Source organism: Pseudomonas rhodesiae, from assembly GCF_007858255.1.
GTDB lineage: Bacteria > Pseudomonadota > Gammaproteobacteria > Pseudomonadales > Pseudomonadaceae > Aquipseudomonas > Aquipseudomonas rhodesiae.
Genome location: NZ_VFEU01000039.1, coordinates 1 through 15,656 on the forward strand (window position 1 = coordinate 1; position 15,656 = coordinate 15,656).

General features: G+C 58.6%; 21 protein-coding genes. 16 read left to right on the top strand and 5 right to left on the bottom strand.

What is annotated here, in order from left to right; translation table 11 throughout:
• The first annotated feature begins 398 nt into the window (after positions 1-398).
• A complete protein-coding gene (locus tag FIV35_RS30180; protein WP_322960085.1) occupies positions 399-734 on the top strand; it encodes a hypothetical protein in 336 nt (111 codons plus the stop codon).
• 703 nt (positions 735-1,437) lie between these two features.
• Here FIV35_RS30180 and FIV35_RS27765 read toward each other — a convergent pair.
• From FIV35_RS27765 to FIV35_RS27780, 3 genes are all read right to left on the bottom strand, one after another.
• Positions 1,438-1,779, bottom strand: coding sequence for a hypothetical protein (locus tag FIV35_RS27765; RefSeq protein ID WP_146375103.1), 342 nt, complete (start codon positions 1,777-1,779; stop codon positions 1,438-1,440).
• A gap of 85 nt (positions 1,780-1,864) precedes the next feature.
• Positions 1,865-2,134 carry a nicotinamide mononucleotide transporter gene (locus tag FIV35_RS27770; protein WP_124097866.1) on the bottom strand — a complete coding sequence of 90 codons (270 nt, stop codon included), beginning with the start codon at positions 2,132-2,134 and terminating at the stop codon, positions 1,865-1,867.
• A gap of 285 nt (positions 2,135-2,419) precedes the next feature.
• Positions 2,420-2,653: a hypothetical protein gene (locus FIV35_RS27780; protein WP_146375107.1), complete on the bottom strand. Its 234-nt coding sequence runs from the start codon at positions 2,651-2,653 to the stop codon at positions 2,420-2,422.
• A 214-nt stretch (positions 2,654-2,867) separates the two neighbouring features.
• On the opposite strand from FIV35_RS27780, the gene FIV35_RS27785 reads away from it, so the two are divergent.
• From FIV35_RS27785 to FIV35_RS27855, 14 genes are all read left to right on the top strand, one after another.
• Complete coding sequence (locus tag FIV35_RS27785; protein WP_083377966.1) at positions 2,868-3,323, top strand: RDD family protein; 456 nt, start codon at positions 2,868-2,870, stop codon at positions 3,321-3,323.
• Positions 3,324-3,438: 115 nt separating this feature from the next.
• Entirely contained in the window at positions 3,439-3,858 is a 420-nt protein-coding gene (locus FIV35_RS27790; RefSeq protein ID WP_033039687.1) for a hypothetical protein, read from the top strand.
• Positions 3,859-3,926: 68 nt separating this feature from the next.
• Positions 3,927-4,115, top strand: coding sequence for a hypothetical protein (locus FIV35_RS27795; protein WP_033039690.1), 189 nt, complete (start codon positions 3,927-3,929; stop codon positions 4,113-4,115).
• A gap of 212 nt (positions 4,116-4,327) precedes the next feature.
• Positions 4,328-5,161 carry a hypothetical protein gene (locus tag FIV35_RS27800; RefSeq protein WP_033039691.1) on the top strand — a complete coding sequence of 278 codons (834 nt, stop codon included), beginning with the start codon at positions 4,328-4,330 and terminating at the stop codon, positions 5,159-5,161.
• A 7-nt stretch (positions 5,162-5,168) separates the two neighbouring features.
• The gene (locus FIV35_RS27805; protein WP_033039694.1) at positions 5,169-5,411 is read left to right on the top strand and encodes a hypothetical protein; all 243 of its coding nucleotides are present in this window, start codon (positions 5,169-5,171) and stop codon (positions 5,409-5,411) included.
• A gap of 117 nt (positions 5,412-5,528) precedes the next feature.
• Positions 5,529-5,897, top strand: coding sequence for a hypothetical protein (locus FIV35_RS27810; RefSeq protein WP_033039696.1), 369 nt, complete (start codon positions 5,529-5,531; stop codon positions 5,895-5,897).
• A 67-nt stretch (positions 5,898-5,964) separates the two neighbouring features.
• Complete coding sequence (locus FIV35_RS27815) at positions 5,965-6,735, top strand: hypothetical protein (RefSeq protein WP_047296946.1); 771 nt, start codon at positions 5,965-5,967, stop codon at positions 6,733-6,735.
• A 23-nt stretch (positions 6,736-6,758) separates the two neighbouring features.
• Positions 6,759-8,003, top strand: coding sequence for a DUF1173 family protein (locus tag FIV35_RS27820; RefSeq protein ID WP_047296948.1), 1,245 nt, complete (start codon positions 6,759-6,761; stop codon positions 8,001-8,003).
• A gap of 93 nt (positions 8,004-8,096) precedes the next feature.
• Positions 8,097-8,531, top strand: a complete 435-nt coding sequence (locus FIV35_RS27825) for a hypothetical protein (protein ID WP_047296950.1) — start codon at positions 8,097-8,099, stop codon at positions 8,529-8,531.
• 11 nt (positions 8,532-8,542) lie between these two features.
• Positions 8,543-8,779, top strand: a complete 237-nt coding sequence (locus tag FIV35_RS27830) for a hypothetical protein (RefSeq protein ID WP_047296951.1) — start codon at positions 8,543-8,545, stop codon at positions 8,777-8,779.
• A gap of 16 nt (positions 8,780-8,795) precedes the next feature.
• On the top strand, positions 8,796-9,050 hold the full coding sequence (locus tag FIV35_RS27835) for a hypothetical protein (protein WP_047296953.1): 255 nt from the start codon (positions 8,796-8,798) through the stop codon (positions 9,048-9,050).
• A 32-nt stretch (positions 9,051-9,082) separates the two neighbouring features.
• Complete coding sequence (locus tag FIV35_RS27840) at positions 9,083-9,406, top strand: hypothetical protein (RefSeq protein ID WP_047296954.1); 324 nt, start codon at positions 9,083-9,085, stop codon at positions 9,404-9,406.
• A gap of 414 nt (positions 9,407-9,820) precedes the next feature.
• Entirely contained in the window at positions 9,821-10,270 is a 450-nt protein-coding gene (locus FIV35_RS27850; protein WP_011078033.1) for an antitoxin Xre/MbcA/ParS toxin-binding domain-containing protein, read from the top strand.
• Positions 10,267-10,704 carry an RES family NAD+ phosphorylase gene (locus tag FIV35_RS27855; protein WP_011078034.1) on the top strand — a complete coding sequence of 146 codons (438 nt, stop codon included), beginning with the start codon at positions 10,267-10,269 and terminating at the stop codon, positions 10,702-10,704. The genes FIV35_RS27850 and FIV35_RS27855 overlap by 4 nt, the downstream gene beginning before the upstream one ends.
• 188 nt (positions 10,705-10,892) lie before the next feature.
• Here FIV35_RS27855 and FIV35_RS27860 read toward each other — a convergent pair whose 3' ends face one another.
• Positions 10,893-13,859 (bottom strand): Tn3-like element ISPa40 family transposase, encoded by a 2,967-nt coding sequence (locus FIV35_RS27860; protein WP_083377967.1) that lies wholly within the window; start codon positions 13,857-13,859, stop codon positions 10,893-10,895.
• Positions 13,860-13,862: 3 nt separating this feature from the next.
• Complete coding sequence (locus FIV35_RS27865) at positions 13,863-14,423, bottom strand: recombinase family protein (protein WP_003117272.1); 561 nt, start codon at positions 14,421-14,423, stop codon at positions 13,863-13,865.
• 275 nt (positions 14,424-14,698) lie between these two features.
• On the opposite strand from FIV35_RS27865, the gene FIV35_RS27870 reads away from it, so the two are divergent.
• Positions 14,699-15,643, top strand: a complete 945-nt coding sequence (locus tag FIV35_RS27870; protein WP_003117271.1) for a chromate resistance protein ChrB domain-containing protein — start codon at positions 14,699-14,701, stop codon at positions 15,641-15,643.
• The last annotated feature ends 13 nt before the right edge of the window (positions 15,644-15,656 follow it).

Genomic DNA, 15,656 nt, shown 5'->3' on the forward strand with positions numbered 1-15,656 from the left:
TGGGGTCCGGGTGGCGAAAACGTAAGAAATACTCGTCGAATTGATTGTTTTTTGATCATTTGGCGAGTTTAAAAGTTGCGCTAGGTGGTATGCCGGGGAAATACATGGCTACTTCAGACCATCCCTATCGACCGGGAACTACTTAGCCTACGGGCTGGCAGCATCCTCGCTCTGGCTTCTCGGGATTCCGCACAGCCTTCCAGTCGTCCACGGTCGTACTCGGCGGGGTGGCTTAGTGTTCGACCTGGCGGATGTAGTCAAAGACGCTTGCGTCATGCCGACAGCTTTTCGCAGTGCCGCGCTCGGCGACGACAGGGCCGAATTTAGGGCCAAGTGCATTGCTGTCTTCGATAAATACCGGGTTTTGGAAACCATGATCGAAACAATTAAGGACGCTTGTGATTGTCATCGCCGTTGATGAGAGCCAAAAGCGTTCGCTGAGGAGATCCAGGCGAGTGTTATCCAAATGGCTCAGCCAAATAGGCTCTCGCACATGGACTGGGAGCCTAAGCCAAGAGGGTATCCAGCAGATGCGCAGCGAGCTTGCAAAGGCAGCGAGTAAAACCAGTGCTGTGGCCGTTTTTGCTGTGCGATCAGGGCGCAGAATGACTCTTTTGTTCTTCTGTGGTGCTCGAACCGATTGGGATGAAAATGGCTGGTTTTCTCATAAATCTATCAGCGCAAAATGCCTCATTGATAGTGACTATTTATTGAAGCAAGTGATTGAAAAATAGAAAGTAATCGCGGATTTATAACAGTGTGCCGCCGTGTAGGTGGCTTGAAGTTATCACTGCAAACAAAGCTGAGCGCAGAACTGGTGTGCCGCCGTGTAGGTGGCTTGAAGTGCGACCTGGGCCTAGCCCTGCACTATGAACGTGTGTGCCGCCGTGTAGGTGGCTTGAAGTCAAATCATATGGTGCAGGGAATTTTCCTGCTGGTGTGCCGCCGTGTAGGTGGCTTGAAGGTGCGATAGTCAGCGCACTGACGATTGCAAGCAGTGTGCCGCCGCGTAGGTGGCTTGAGGCTGCGGAATCGTTGAAGACGGCTGCGAAACTGTGTGCCACCGTATGGGCGGCTTGAAGGTACGATCTCGGGAATTTGCGTATCTGGGATACATGTGCCGCCGTCTAGGCGGCTTATAAGAACCAGTGGGGCATCGTCATCGGACGGCTTTTGTATGCCGCCGTCTAGGTGGCTTGTAGGCATAATCAGGAAATGGGAGGTGAGCCCTGTTTGTATGCCGCCGCGTAGGCGGTTTGGGAAATAATCGACCGATCTAGGGGCAGACGGGCTAGGTGTGCCCCTGTGTAGGCGGTTTGAAGGCGTATGTTTCGAGTAGCCCAATAAGCTCGAGTCAGCGCCGTTTTTTGGGGTTCAACAGTGTTGCGCGATAAGCCTCGCCCTTCAGGGCAGTGAGGATGTCAACGATACAAAGAATTACTGACCAATAAACACCGCTTCAACTGCCGCCAAGGCTTGGCGCGCCCCCTCAAGCTCCGGCTGTATCAGCGTTAAGCCCCCCAGGTCGTTGCTCATCACCGACACGCAATCCTGAAGCGCTTTTTTGGCCTCAGTGAGAGCAGCCAACAGAGTAGAATCTTTGGCCTCCGCAGTAGTCGATGCCCCTTCTACTACGCTGAGGCGTTTGCTGAGAACGAAGTAGATGTGCGGGAAAACTAGCTCCTGGACAACACCTGCATTCTTCGCTGCTTTTGCTGACGCTTCTTCAACGATAGAGATCAGCTCTGCCTTGTGGATCGGGTTGAATAGTTGTTGCATGTGGTGGCTCCCAGTGACGAATGCCCCCAGCATGCCGGCCATCCTCCAAAACCCAAGGCCTCATCCCACAGGCCGAGCGAGCGGCTTACCCCTCGGCCCCGGCAAGGCTGGCTGAGCGCGTGGCCGACACAGCGGGGTACCACCAGCGGATCAACCCGGTAATGTTCGTCGCAACGAAACACCCATTCAGCAGCAACAATCCCCAGGCCTGCGCGAGAACGGCATAGCAGCAGAGGCTCAAGCTCGACACGAGGAATAGCCACCATCCCCACGGAGACACACGGGTATTGGTGGAGATCATCAGCGCGCCGAGGACACCGCAGAGGCTTCCGATCCACTCGAAATACAGGGTCATAAGTCAGTCCTTCACATGGTCCGAGGAGATTTCTTCGGCTCGAATTTCGTTGATGATCCGATGAGCATTGAGCCGACACTGGACGGGATACGCCAGAGGGTCGTGGCCTCGACGTTCAAAAGCGACGATGAGCTGGGCCTTCCAGGCGATACCAGATGACTTGGGGTCGGGTTCTAAGCTGCTGCCAGCGGCAATGCGGGCTTGCCGGTAAGACTGACACCATTCAGCCCTGGTCGCGCTGTACCGGCCCAGACTGGGTTTGCGAGGGAAACACATAGCCCCCCCTCAGGTGAGCGCAAATTTGCGGAGGGAGTCACCGAGCGTCCCTGTCCATACAGCGCCCGACTTCGAGCTTTCCCCGTGATAGACGTTGAAGTGCTCGCCCTTCTTGATCGAATTCGGAACACAGGCACGCCGCACCACAGGATGCCCGTCGATATCGAAATCCTGAAAACCGTGATGGGAGTTCACCAAGCGAGCGGTGAAGGTCAGTGGCCCTTTGGAGTTTTTCTGGCTCATGCAAATGACTCGATTGAACTGGATAGCCTTCAGGGTGAATGCGTCCGCAGAAAACCCAACTCCAATAGCCGGGCCGAATTTGTCCAACAGGCTGTTGGACGACCTCCATTTCAAGCACAAAACCAGCGTGAAAACGCGCCCGGCCTAGTTCCCAGCCCGATAGCATCAGGCCAAGCCAAAGTGGCTTGCCAACCAATCACAGGGAATATTTTTCATGCAGAACGAACAACTTGAATACGCGGGTTTCTGGGCGAGAACAGGGGCGTGCATTGTTGACGGCATCCTTTTCACCCTGGTTTCCCTGCCGCTCCTGATGATGATCTATGGCACGGGCTATTTCAGCAGCGACAAGCTGATCCAAGGGCCAGCGGATTTAGCAATCAACTTTGTCCTGCCAGCGATCCTGACGGTAGTTCTGTGGCGTCGTCTCCAGGCTACGCCGGGGAAGATGGCGCTGAAATTGCGGGTGCTCGACGCTGAAAGCGGCAACACCGCAAGCGTTCGACAGTGCATCGGCCGGTACCTCGGCTATGTAGTGTCGACCCTACCGCTGGGACTTGGCTTCTTCTGGGCGGCATTCGATCGCCGTAAGCAGGGGTGGCACGACAAGCTCGCCGGAACAGTGGTGGTACGCGAGCTCAGAACACAGCCGGTGAAATTCCGGAGCTGATCACCCTGCTCAGTTGAGCCGGACGTGGCGTTCTGGCTCATCCACCAGCCGTCCGTGGTTGGGAGTTTTTCAACCCATGGGATGCTGGCCACATCAACTGATCAAGGGAAGCGTAATGAGCAAGCAAACCAGCGAAGCCCAACCGGAGCTTGAAGTCGTAGCCACCATCGAAGTGATGAGCTACGACGAAGAGACGACCTACATCGAAACCCGCAGCGATCGGATCAACTTCGACAATGCAATCAACGATGATGCCCTGGTGTTCAAATCCGACGCCGAGCGCGTAATTTCTGGCCTGAGCTACAAAGCCGAGCTGTACGACGAGGTATGGGGCAAAGCCAAGGCGTTGGGATTCATGAATGTGACTATGGCGTTGGAGGAGGTGGAGAAACTGCGCACCAACCCTGCGATTGCCGGGCTGCTCGAGGCCCTGGGGAAAATCGCAACTGGCTCCACAGGCATCATGGATCGCGACTCCGAGCTTGCCCAGATAGCAGCGGATGCGCTCACCAACTATCGCACCAGTCTGTCCTGAAAGGGCGATGAGTAACGATCCCGGCCGCCAATTCATCGGGCCATCAATAGGAATTCAAGGAAAGTCCCATGAACCGCGAAATAAAAGACCTTGAGCAGCGTGCCTTGAACAGTTCGGCCAAAGCCAGCTCGCTGATTCGTAAGCTGCTAAGCGGCTCGCCGCATGCGTCCCTGGATAGCGTGGAGATCCAAGTAGCCGAGCTCCAGGCTGTCCGAAATGAATTGGCTGACCGCACTGGTCGGAGCGCATTGGAATAGGTAAAAAATCCCGCGACATCCCAGCCCCGTTCTTCGGGGCTGAGCCCGCAGGGAAGGCGCAATTCTTGCTCCTCCAATAGAGGATACAGTCAGACCGTCAGACACTGACAATGGATGGCCTTCTGATGCACGGCATTGGTTTGGAACATGCCTAGTGACATTTTCTATGTGAAAAAATACCTGACGGGCCGAATTTGAAGGAAGTTGGTGCAATGTGGGGACTCAAGATGCAACGGGTGCGTACAACAGTAAGCAGCATCCTGACTCGGAAAAAGGACAGTGCTGATCGGCCGTTTATTGGCCCATACGTTCAGCAGGCAATGGTCGGTGGAGCGAAACTCGCTCCCATGATGCCGCTCTACGGTCTGATGGTTTGGGCCATGGGCGATTACGAGGGCCTGCGGCAGTTCTTATCCTCGGCGAGCAGTGCTGAGATGAGCCAGACGGTATTGATGTTCATCGTCGCGGGTTTCGCGCTGGGCGGCGCTGTACAGGTGCTGGTTGACGCGAGCACTCCAAGCCTGAGCTCCCAAGGAGCTTGGGAACCAGACTTCGAGCGTACCGAAACTGAGAAGTGGTACTGGGCTCAGCGACCAAACGGTGAAGAGTGGGCGGTGCGGGAAGCCACAACTGAACGCTGCTCACCGCACATCGACGTGCGCTGGGCCATGGGCGATCTGATCAAGGAACTTCAGCGCCCCGAGAACCGGACTGGCTCTGACTTCCTCGATCACAAGGTGATGAAGCTGCTCGGCATGCAGGCCCAGGCGCAGGGCCTGAAGCCAACACAGGGGTTGGATGACGCCAAGCGTTTGCTTGAGTTGCGCTATGGCGGAGTGCCTTCCCGGCTTGAATGGGATGCCAAGGCAGAAGAATTGCCACCGAGCTTCAAGGCGTACATCACCGTGCGCGTGCAGTCGAAGGCCCCGACGATGGAGCCGGAGCCCTGGCAGCGCTGCCTGATCGCGGACGGCCCGTCCGAGGCTCTAGCCGTCACCATCGCCGCGATTACTCGCGAGACCTGGACATTCAAATCCCAAGTGTGAGGTCGTTATGTTTCCGAAAGAGATCAAGGCTGAGCGTGAGCTGCTGGAAGGTGGCCGGTTTGCTTTCAACCTGCGTCACGACACCCTGGGCGAGCTGGGACGGATCGTGCTGCAACCTGCGCAGCTCGGCGGCAGTCACGTCTCCTATGAGGTCATCGATTTGCCTGATGGCCGCTTCAATCAGCGCAAGGCGATGATGGATTCGCTGGCCAAGACCGTCACGGCCGCGTTTGAAAAGGCCCGGCGCTAGCCATGGTTCGCTAAGTCATTGAAAACCCAGCCAACCTTGGCTCGCGAAAACCTTAGCGTACGAATTTTCCCGAATTCTGCGGGCTCCCGATACTCCCTCTTCAGTAGGAAAAGAATGATGATCGATGCAATCGCCCAGCGTTTGGGCTTCATTCGGGTGGCAGTTGTTAGGGATCAACTCCAGTTTGCTCGAAACATCTCCAAGCGACTGGATGAACATCGAGAGGTGGTTGAGCAGATCCAATCTCAAACGAATCTATTCACAGAATGCCCGTGGCACGTCAGCCACATGGCCACGCAAGACGACTACCTCATGCGGATCTATCGGATGGTGCATGGTGCCTGGCCCGACCATTCCGATGAAGTTCACCGTCAGCACTGGTACGGTGAATTTATTCGTCAGCGTCCCCAGCTGCTTGGTGGTTGCGGCTTGCCTGAGTACCGCCCGCAAGACAACGTGAGTAATTCCGACGCTCCAGCGTCCTGAAAACGAATCTCCTTCTCCTCCTCCCGCGATAGCCTCCTGATCGAATACACCAGGAGGATTCGCTCTCATGAAAATCCGCAGTCTCTGCGCCCTCGGCAAAATGAGGGCGTACTCCGCTGACCGACAAATGGTCACTCTCTCGCCCAAGGCATTCAGCATCCCCGACGGCGTAGATCCGCTTGAGCACGAGCCTGAAGCGATTCACGACTTCATCCAGAGAAACCGCTGGCTCCATGCAAACTGCATCGTCGGCCTGCACAACAGCCACAATCAGCTACTGGAACCAGGCGAGGTAGTCATGAGCGGTACCCGCTCGTCCCTGATGCGATGCCTGCTGCGATGGGAGGCGCTGCGTATCCTCCCTGTATGGATCGATGGCTTCGACAGCCTTTCTGATGATGAGCGCGCTACACGCGCCAAGCAGCTCGAATGCCTTGACCAGGCCCGCCACCAGCTCCTTTCCGTCGATAGCTGGTATCAGACTGACCAGGAACATTACGAGATAGCGCGTGCAGTCATGCGTACTGGTCACTGGGCGCTGGAAAACCTCCCCCCACTTGATGGGCTGGCGTGGCCAACCGGAGAGATCTTCGACCTGAAAAACCCCAGCCTTTCTGCTGAGGCCGTTGAGACCGGATACCTCGAAGGGATATTTTCCATGATTGAGCGAAAGGGCCGGTTTCATGGGGAGTGCGGGAGCATTCCAGCAGACGAATTGTTCGGTATTGCGCTCATGAGCCCCAAGTCCGGATATGAGTTGCTGGTCAGGCTGCATATACAGATCGAAGCAAACCGTGCTGAAGCAGCCTATGCCCGCCGGCAGCGGGCGATTGCCTGACCCGAATCAGGAGAGAAAAGATCATGCTCAACCGTCGATATCCCGTACTGATCTCTGGGAAACGTTACTCGCCGGAGTTCCAGACCGATCAGCAGTACGCAAAAAACTGGAAAATCGTTTTGGAGAAGGCCTACGGCACTCATGCAATTTGCCAGTGCCCAAGCAGCGGTTCCCGAAAACTCTCGATCAAGCGACGTGAAGATAGCGATGGTTTTCACCTGGCGCGGTTCGCCGGTACAGGTCATGAGCACTCAAACGATTGTCGGTACTACGCGCCGGCCCCGGAGCGTTCCGGTATGCAAGGGTATGCCGTTGGCGTAGTGGAGGAGGGCGAAGATGGCAGCATTCGCGTGCGCCTGGCTCGAGGCATTCGAGTCCAGGCCCCTCGATCCGAGGAAAGCGAAAGCACCTCGGTGACAAGATCGCCCGGAAAGAGCAAGCCGGCTATGACGTTGCTTGGGCTTCTGCACCTGCTTTGGTCTGAGTCTCGACTCTCTACCTGGTATCCAGCAATGGAGGGCAAGCGCAACAGTGGCATTGTGAACTACGCGCTTCTGCAAGCTGCTGAACGTGTAGCCGCAAGCCGAATGAAGTTGAGCGAAGTGCTGCTGTTGGCTGCACAAAAGGACAGCAAGGGGGCGGCTCGCAACCAGGCGATCGCCAAGGCGGCGATGACTCGAGATCTCCGGCTCGTCGCGATATCGCCGCTGGCCCGCTATAACCCTGAACGCCATTCTGGAGACATCAGCAGATTGCCTCTGGCCGGGCCCTTCGGGATGCCCATGCTGAATTTGCCCCCGGCAGTCTGGGCAACCGCCGCCCGCAGATTCGAGAGAGAACTTTCCGCCTGGAAGCGCGGAAGTCGAGTTATCGCCATCGCTCAGGTTACGCCGCGGAAGGGCGAGTCGTTTTCGCAAGCAGATGTCGTTGAGCTGGCCCTGATGCAGGTCAGTGAGCGTTGGATTCCTGTCGACTCAGATTACGAAGGGGTGATTGAGGCCATGCTCCACGCCGCTGGCCGCAGCTTCGATAAACCTCTTCGCTACGACGCTGATGAAAGTGAGGTTTTCCCTGACTTCTGGCTTTTGGACACGGGTAAGGACTACCCCCTGGAAGTGTTCGGCATGAGCACACCTGCCTACCTGGAACGGAAGGCCGTCAAAACGGCTTGGTACAATCGGGAGTACGGCGGGGCAGGGTGGTGGTCGTGGAATGCTGCGGCTGATCCGAAAGGAAGAAATATCCCTCCTTTCCCGGCCAAGTCCTGAGCGCCTTCATCGAAAGCATGCGTTCTTGGGTTCTCTAAATCTCGTGCGATGCTGAAAGCCTCAAACCCGAGACTGCCTCTCAAGGAAAACGTCATGCAATCCGTACTCTCGAAGAAGTCCACAGGGATGAAGAGCAGCTTCTGCCCAGTTACGCATTCGCCTTCCCCCAACGTAACGCGAAGCTTTGGCTCTGACGTTCACGTCAGTTACAACCCGCGTAGCGGCGACTATGGCAGTGATACGACAGCTATCGTCCTGCGCGAGCGCGTATTCTTTGTGCTCAACGGCGATCATGCCGAAACGATCTGCAAAGTCGCTGAAAACAATGGTGTCCATGGCTGTGTCGATTACTTCGTAGAGCACATTGCTCAGGCCAATAAACTCAGTGAGCACCTGATGGCCACAGGCGTAAGTAATGATCCCTTTGCTCTGATGCCGACTGCCTTGGAAATCCTTGGGCAAGAAGGCGTAGACCGCATCGCGGCGGCTGCAAAAGCTCAACTGGACTCCAAGATAGAAGGTGTTTGAGGAAACCCGCCATGTTGCACCTTGTGACCGAACAAGAAGCTGGTGAGCCGGATATCTTGAGTGTGGTAATGCACTCAGCGTTTGAAATCCGCTCGCTCGCCGGCGACGTGCTTGTCACGGTGCCAGCGCCTGAGTCCGGGTGGACGCATGCGCAGCTGGTAGCCACTGCTGTAGAGCATGAAGCGGTTACTCCTGACGGCGCCGATGGCTACTTGGGTGGCCAGTGGATCGGTAGTACCGAAATCTGACCTAGGAAAATGGACCATGCCCTTGATCAAACTAGACTCCGCGATGGTGACCCACTTACAGGCTCGGGTAGCCGCCTTGGCCGAGCTGCATCGCGATATCTCGACACTGATCGAGGCTATCGACCTGCCAGCTTTATTACACACGGCAGATCGTATCAATGACCGCCTGCGCGAGTTGCACCCGAGGGTAATCCGCGAACATGAAATGATGGACTTACGCGAGCAGGTTCGAGTCATGACCGAAGATTGTCGCCGGCTGCTGGACAACTGAGCTGAACACCACCCGAAGCTAGGGAAACCGAAATGACTGAGCAGAAATTGAGTATCGCGGCACAGATTGCAGCCCTGATGCCTGGCGGTGATGACAGCCGCATGTGGCGAAACTACTTGGCCAGCGCTCTTGAGCAAGTAGCCGCAACCGACGACCTTACCCTGCTCCGTGCCGCCAAAGGCGCTGATGAGTTCGAGGTGGGCTTTATGGCCTTCGTGTCCAACTTCCCTGGTGTCGAGATTGAGCCTGCGCCCGAGGGCGGCTTCTACGGTGTTGCCTTGGGGCTTGTGAAGCTGGATCGCGCGCTTCGCGGTGAGGTGCTGCGCGCCTATGCTGCCGTGTTGAGAACAAGTTAAGGGGATCAGCATGTCCTGGGCAGATCGCGCAGCACCAATTGTTGGGGAGGTAATTCGCCGCGTAGGGCGAAGCGACCAGCAGGCCCTCCGAAAGGCGCTGGCCGAGGCATACCCGTGGGGAGAACGAAAAAACACTCCCTACAAGGCGTGGCTCGCCGAGGTGCGCCGGCAGCTAGGCCACCCGCTGAACACGCCGAAAACAGATCCAGCGAACCAACAAGCAGACATGTTTGGCCAACGCAGCCAGTAGACCGACCCACCAAAGGCGCTCCTCGATCATCATCCTGGATGGGTTGAAAGTGACCGCCACATCTCCACCGGCAGGCGACCGCAGCCGGGCCACCCAAACGGTAAGCTTGCATCCTCCGGCGTTTCCCGCATACTAACCGGGAAACGCCGGATAGGAGAACCATCATGCTTGCTGAAGTCCTACGCGACCACGGGTATTCAGCTTACCGTGCGCGCTTACAAATACTGCTGGAGATCCCAGAGTCTGCCAGCGACTTCGAGATTCACACCAGAATCAGCCATGGCTTTTCCGCAGCGCGGTTAATGAGGCTCACTGAAGAGGGGGTGGTTACCCCGCTGGAGCGAGACCAGATTATCCCGCTGCGCACCCTGAAAAACCGGATCGAGCGCGATCAGCCCCTCACTGTCGAGGAAAGCGATCGGCTCTTCCGATCGGCGCACATCACGGCGATGGCTGAGGCTATCTTTGGGGACGCCGACAAGGCCAAGCGATGGCTCTCCAAGCCTAAGGAACGATTCTCTGGGTTGACGCCCATGCAACTGCTCACAACTCAGCAAGGCACAAGCCAGGTTGAAGAGATGCTGCTGCAAATCGCCGAAGGCTTCGCTCTGTGATTCTGTGGCGGATCAGCTCATATGCTGACTTGAGCGGGACAGGTGGCTTGCGCGTGAGCGGCCGCTGGCACCAGGCCGGCAGACCGGTCGTCTACACCGCGACCAGCCCGCCGGGAGCGATGCTCGAGGTGCTTGTTCATCTGGAAATTGATCCGGAGGATTTTCCGGCGACGATGCAGCTTCTCCGTATCGAAGTGCCTGACTCTGTATCGCAAGCCCAGATGCCCACTCTGCCGGCTGGTTGGTCGGCAGAGACCGAGCTCACCAGAGGCATTGGTAACCAGTTCCTTGATGAGTGCAACGCACTGCTACTGCCAGTGCCCAGCGCTATCATACCGAGCACGGTGAACTACCTGTTCAACCCTCGGCACCCAGAAGCACAGAGCGCGACTATTCAGGTTGAGCTTTTCACCCCTGATTCGAGGTTGTTCTAGCAAGCGCCCCTAAACAGCAAAAAGCCCAGCAGAAGTGCTGGGCTTTTTGCTGTCTTGCCGCGATGAGAAAGTCACCGTCTTGACGATGCAGCCCTTGATTTCGAGGCCCGCGGCCTGCCTCGTCCGGGGTATGCAGGCTTCTTCCCTTCCAGGAAGGGGAGCCCGCAGAACTCGGAAAAAATCGTACGCTAAGGTTTTCCGAGCTGCCGCAGCGGCCTGAATTTCCCGTCTTCCAGCTTGCGGCTTTGCCGCCAAACGTAATCGCCGGTCAGGTTGATGTGCTCCCAGCCCAATGGCGAAAGGTATTGCAGTAACTCAGGATTAACTGGCTTGCCTGCCTCTTCTCGGGCCTGGGTCGCGCGCTCCAAGTACACGGTGTTCCACAACACGATGGCGGCCGTCACCAGGTTGAGGCCGCTGGCCCGGTAGCGCTGCTGCTCGAAACTCCGATCCCTGATCTCGCCGAGGCGGTTGAAGAACACCGCCCTGGCCAGGGAGTTACGCGCCTCGCCCTTGTTCAATCCGGCATGCACGCGGCGACGCAGTTCCACGCTTTGCAGCCAATCGAGGATGAACAGCGTGCGCTCGATCCGACCCAGCTCGCGCAGAGCCACGGCCAGGCCGTTCTGGCGCGGGTAGCTGCCAAGCTTGCGCAGCATCAGCGATGCGGTGACGGTGCCCTGCTTGATCGACGCGGCCAGCCGCAGAATCTCGTCCCAGTGAGCGCAGACGTGCTTGATGTTCAGGGTTCCGCCGAGCATTGGACGCAGCGTCGGGTAGTCTTGGACGCTATTGGGCACATACAACTTGGTTTCACCGAGGTCGCGGATGCGCGGCGCGAAGCGGAAGCCCAGCAGGTGCATCAGGGCGAAGACGTGATCGGTGAAGCCAGCGGTGTCGGTGTAGTGCTCCTCGATCCGCAGATCGGACTCGTGGTACAGCAGACCGTCGAGCACGTAGGTGGAATCACGCACGCCTACATTCACCACGCGGGTGCTGAACGGCGCGTACTGGTCAGAGATGTGGGTGTAGAACAGCCGTCCTGGCTCGCTACCGTACTTCGGGTTGACGTGGCCGGTGCTCTCGCCTTTACCGCCGGCACGGAAACGCTGGCCATCGGAGGATGAGGTGGTGCCGTCACCCCAGTTGGCGGCGAAGGCATGCCGGAACTGGCTGTTGACCAGCTCGGCCAGGGCCGTCGAGTAGGTTTCGTCACGGATGTGCCAGGCTTGCAACCAGGACAGCTTGGCGTAGGTCATGCCCGGACTCGACTCGGCCATTTTGGTCAGGCCGAGGTTGATGGCATCGCCCAGGATCGCCGTTAGCAGTAGCGTCCGGTCTTTCGCCTGTGCGCCATCCTTCAGGTGCGTGAAGTGGCGGGTGAAGCCCGTCCATTCATCCACATCCATCAGCAGCTCGGTGATCTTGATGCGCGGCAGTAGCTGGCTGGTCTGGTCGATCAGCGCCTGCGCGGTGTTGGGCACCGCGGAATCCAGCGGGGTGATTTTTAGCCCGGACTCGGTGAGGATGGCATCGGGTAGTTCGTTGTCCTTTGCCAGTCGGGTGACAGTGGCCAGCTGCTCGTCCAGCAGCTGCAAACGCTCTTCCAGGTACTGGTCGCTGTTCGGGTTGATCGCGAGTGGCAGCGCCTGTTCCCGCTTGAGTGCGGCGAATTTCTCGGGAGGCAGTAGGTAGTCATCGAAGTCGCGGAACTGCCGCGAGCCTTTGACCCAGATGTCGCCGGAGCGCAGCGCGTTCTTCAACTCGGACAAGGCGCAGATTTCGTAGAAGCGCCGGTCGATGCCTCCCGGGGTGATCACCAGCGGTTTCCAGCGCGGCTTGATGAAGGCGGTCGGTGCGTCGGAGGGCACCTTGCGCAGATTATCGGCATTCATCTCGCGTAGGGTCTGAACGGCATCCAGCACGGCTTGCGCTGCCGTCGCGGCTCGGAGCTGAAGCACCTCCAGAAAGGCTGGGGTGTAGCGGCGTAGCGTAGCGAAGTTCTCGCTGACCAGGTGCAGGTGGTCGAAGGCTTCCGGCCGGGCCAGCAGCTCGGCCTCAGTGACACTCTGGGTGAACTCGTCCCAGGGAATGACCGCCTCGATGGCGGCGAACGGATCGTCACCGGACTCTTTAGCGTCCAGCAGGGCCTGGCCGATCTTCGAGTACAGGCGCACCTTGTCATTGATCGCTTTGCCCTGCTTCTGGAACTGCTGCTGATGCTTGTGTTTCGCGCCACTGAACAGCTTGACCAGGATGCGGTCGTGCAGATCAACCAGTTCATCGATCACGGTCGCGGTGCTTTCCAGTACCACGGCGACCAGCGTGGCATAGCGCCTCTCCGGTTCGAACTTGCCGAGGTCTTGTGGCGTCATCTGCCCGCCCTCGCGGGCGAGCTTCAGCAATCGGTTCTGGTGGATGTGCCGGCCGAGGCTGTCGGGAAGGCCCACCAGTTGGAAAATCTTCAGCCGCTCGATGTGCTCGATCATGTGCCGCGAGTTCGGCTTCAGCGGTGATTGCCGCAACCAGGTCAACCAAGTGCTGTTGCTGCCGGCCTTAATGGTGAGCAGTTCGTCGAGCTTGGCGTGATGCGATGGGTTCAACGGCTCGATCAGGGCGCGATAGACCCGCCGATTGGCGCGTGCAATGGCCTCCGAACACGCCCGGTCAATAACGCTCAGCGTCGGCAGGATGCGCCGCTTCTGGCGCAAGCTCTCCAGCGCCTGCCCGGCCAGCAGCAAGCCCTTGTCGGTCTGCTGGGCCAGCTCGGTCAACTCGCGCACCAGGGCGCGGAAGTCCGACAGACCGAACGGGGCCAGTTGCAGGTAGGTGCGCAGTTCCAGAGCGTGCTCGCGGCGGGTCACGTCGCGCTCACCGTACTTCGCCCAACTCGCGGGGTCGGCTTGGACTTGCTTGGCCACCCACTGGATCACGGGCTCGGGTAGCGCCGTGTCGTTGCCCAGCGCATAACCAGGGTAGCGCAGCAGGCAGAGCTGCACGGCGAAGCCGAGGCGGTTGCCATCGCCCCGCCGTTGACGGATCAGGGATAGGTCGGAGTCGTTGAAGGTGTAGTAGCGGATCAGGTCATCCTGGCTTTCTGGCAGCGCAAGCAGGGTGTCGCGCTCCGTAGCCGAGAGAATCGAGCGACGCGGCATGGTTCAGTCGTCCGTGCGAAGGTACTGGTAGAGGGTTTCACGGCTGATGCCGAACTCGCGTGCGAGCTGAGCCTTCGGCTCGCCGGCAGCGGCCCGCTGCCGCAACGTGATGGCTTGATCGTCGGAGAGAGCTTTCTTGCGGCCCCGGTAAGCACCGCGCTGCTTGGCCAGGGCGATGCCCTCGCGCTGCCGCTCGCGGATCAGGGCGCGCTCGAACTCGGCAAAGGCCCCCATGACCGACAACATGAGGTTGGCCATGGGCGAGTCCTCGCCGGTGAACACCAACCCCTCCTTCAAGAACTCGATGCGCACGCCGCGCTTGGTCAGCCTTTGCACCAGACGGCGCAGATCGTCGAGGTTGCGCGCCAGGCGATCCATGCTGTGCACCACCACGGTATCGCCTTCGCGGACGAATCCGAGCATGGCTTCCAGCTGCGGGCGCTGGGTGTCCTTGCCCGAGGCCTTGTCGGTGAACAGCTTGCCGATCTCGACCTGCTCAAGTTGGCGTTCCGGGTTCTGGTCGTAACTGCTGACCCGAACGTAACCGATGCGTTGTCCCTGCAAGATGCCTCCATAGGCTGGATGGGCGGTAGGGCTTACGTTGGTTTTTGGTTCCATTGCGCCCTAAGCCTTGAATTTGTCAGGTTGGAATCTATGACCTTGGCAAGCATGTGTCAAAGAATGTGAAAGCAGACTCTATTCTGACGGCGCAGCGTGGCCATTCCTGACATCCAGTTAGGGTATGCCTTAAATTGACGCTCCGACATGAGTTGTGTATTAGATATAACTTATTGTAGTATTTGTAACATTAATCATCTTTTTGACGAAGGAGCCCGTGCTTGAGCTTTCTTGCCCTATTCGTCAGCCTGCCCACCAAGGCATCGACCGGCCGCATGCGCGTCTGGCGTTCTGTCAAAGCGCAGGGCTGCGCAACGCTGCGCGACGGGGTCTATCTGCTGCCCGACTCGGCGGACAGTGCGGCGACGCTGGGCGAAGTGGCGGCGCAGGCGGTGGAAGTCGGGGGCAGCGGCCAGGTCTATCGACTGTCGGGGTGTGACGAAGCTCAGAAGGCCGCGCTACGCGCCCTGTTCGACCGGGGCGAGGAGTACGCCAGCATCGCCGAGGAGATCAAAGCGCTCGGGCGTAACCTGGCATCCCCGGACGGCGCCGATGCCATGCGCAAGCTCCAGCCGCTCGTGCGCCGCTTCGAGCAGGTGAACCGCATCGACTTCTTCCCCGGCGAGGCGCAGCGGCAGACCTTGAGCCTGCTGGACGACCTGCGCGACGCGATCACCCGCCGTATGTCTCCCGACGAGCCGACCGCCCGGCAGACGGATATTCCGCGGCTGAACCGCGCCGACTATCAGGGTCGGACCTGGGCCACGCGGGCGCGCCCGTGGGTGGACCGACTCGCTTCGGCCTGGCTGATCCGGCGGTTCATCGACCCGAGCGCGCGCATCGTCTGGCTGGCGAGTCCCTCCGACTGCCGCAATGGCTGGCTCGGCTTCGATTTCGACGGCGCCGCCTTCAGTCATGTGGGCACCAAGGTCACCTTCGAGACGCTGCTGGCGAGTTTCGGACTTGATTCCGCCCCTGCACTGGTACGCCTGGGCAAGCTCGTGCATTGCCTGGATTTGGGCGGGCTGCCGGTAGCAGAAGCGCTGGGCATCGAATCGCTGCTCGCCGGCTTGCGCGCATCGGAACCCGATGACGACGCGCTGCTTGCCCGCGCGTGCGAAATTTTTGATTGGCTATTGAAGAGTTACGAGGACAAAACAACGTGAACGCCCCGACCAG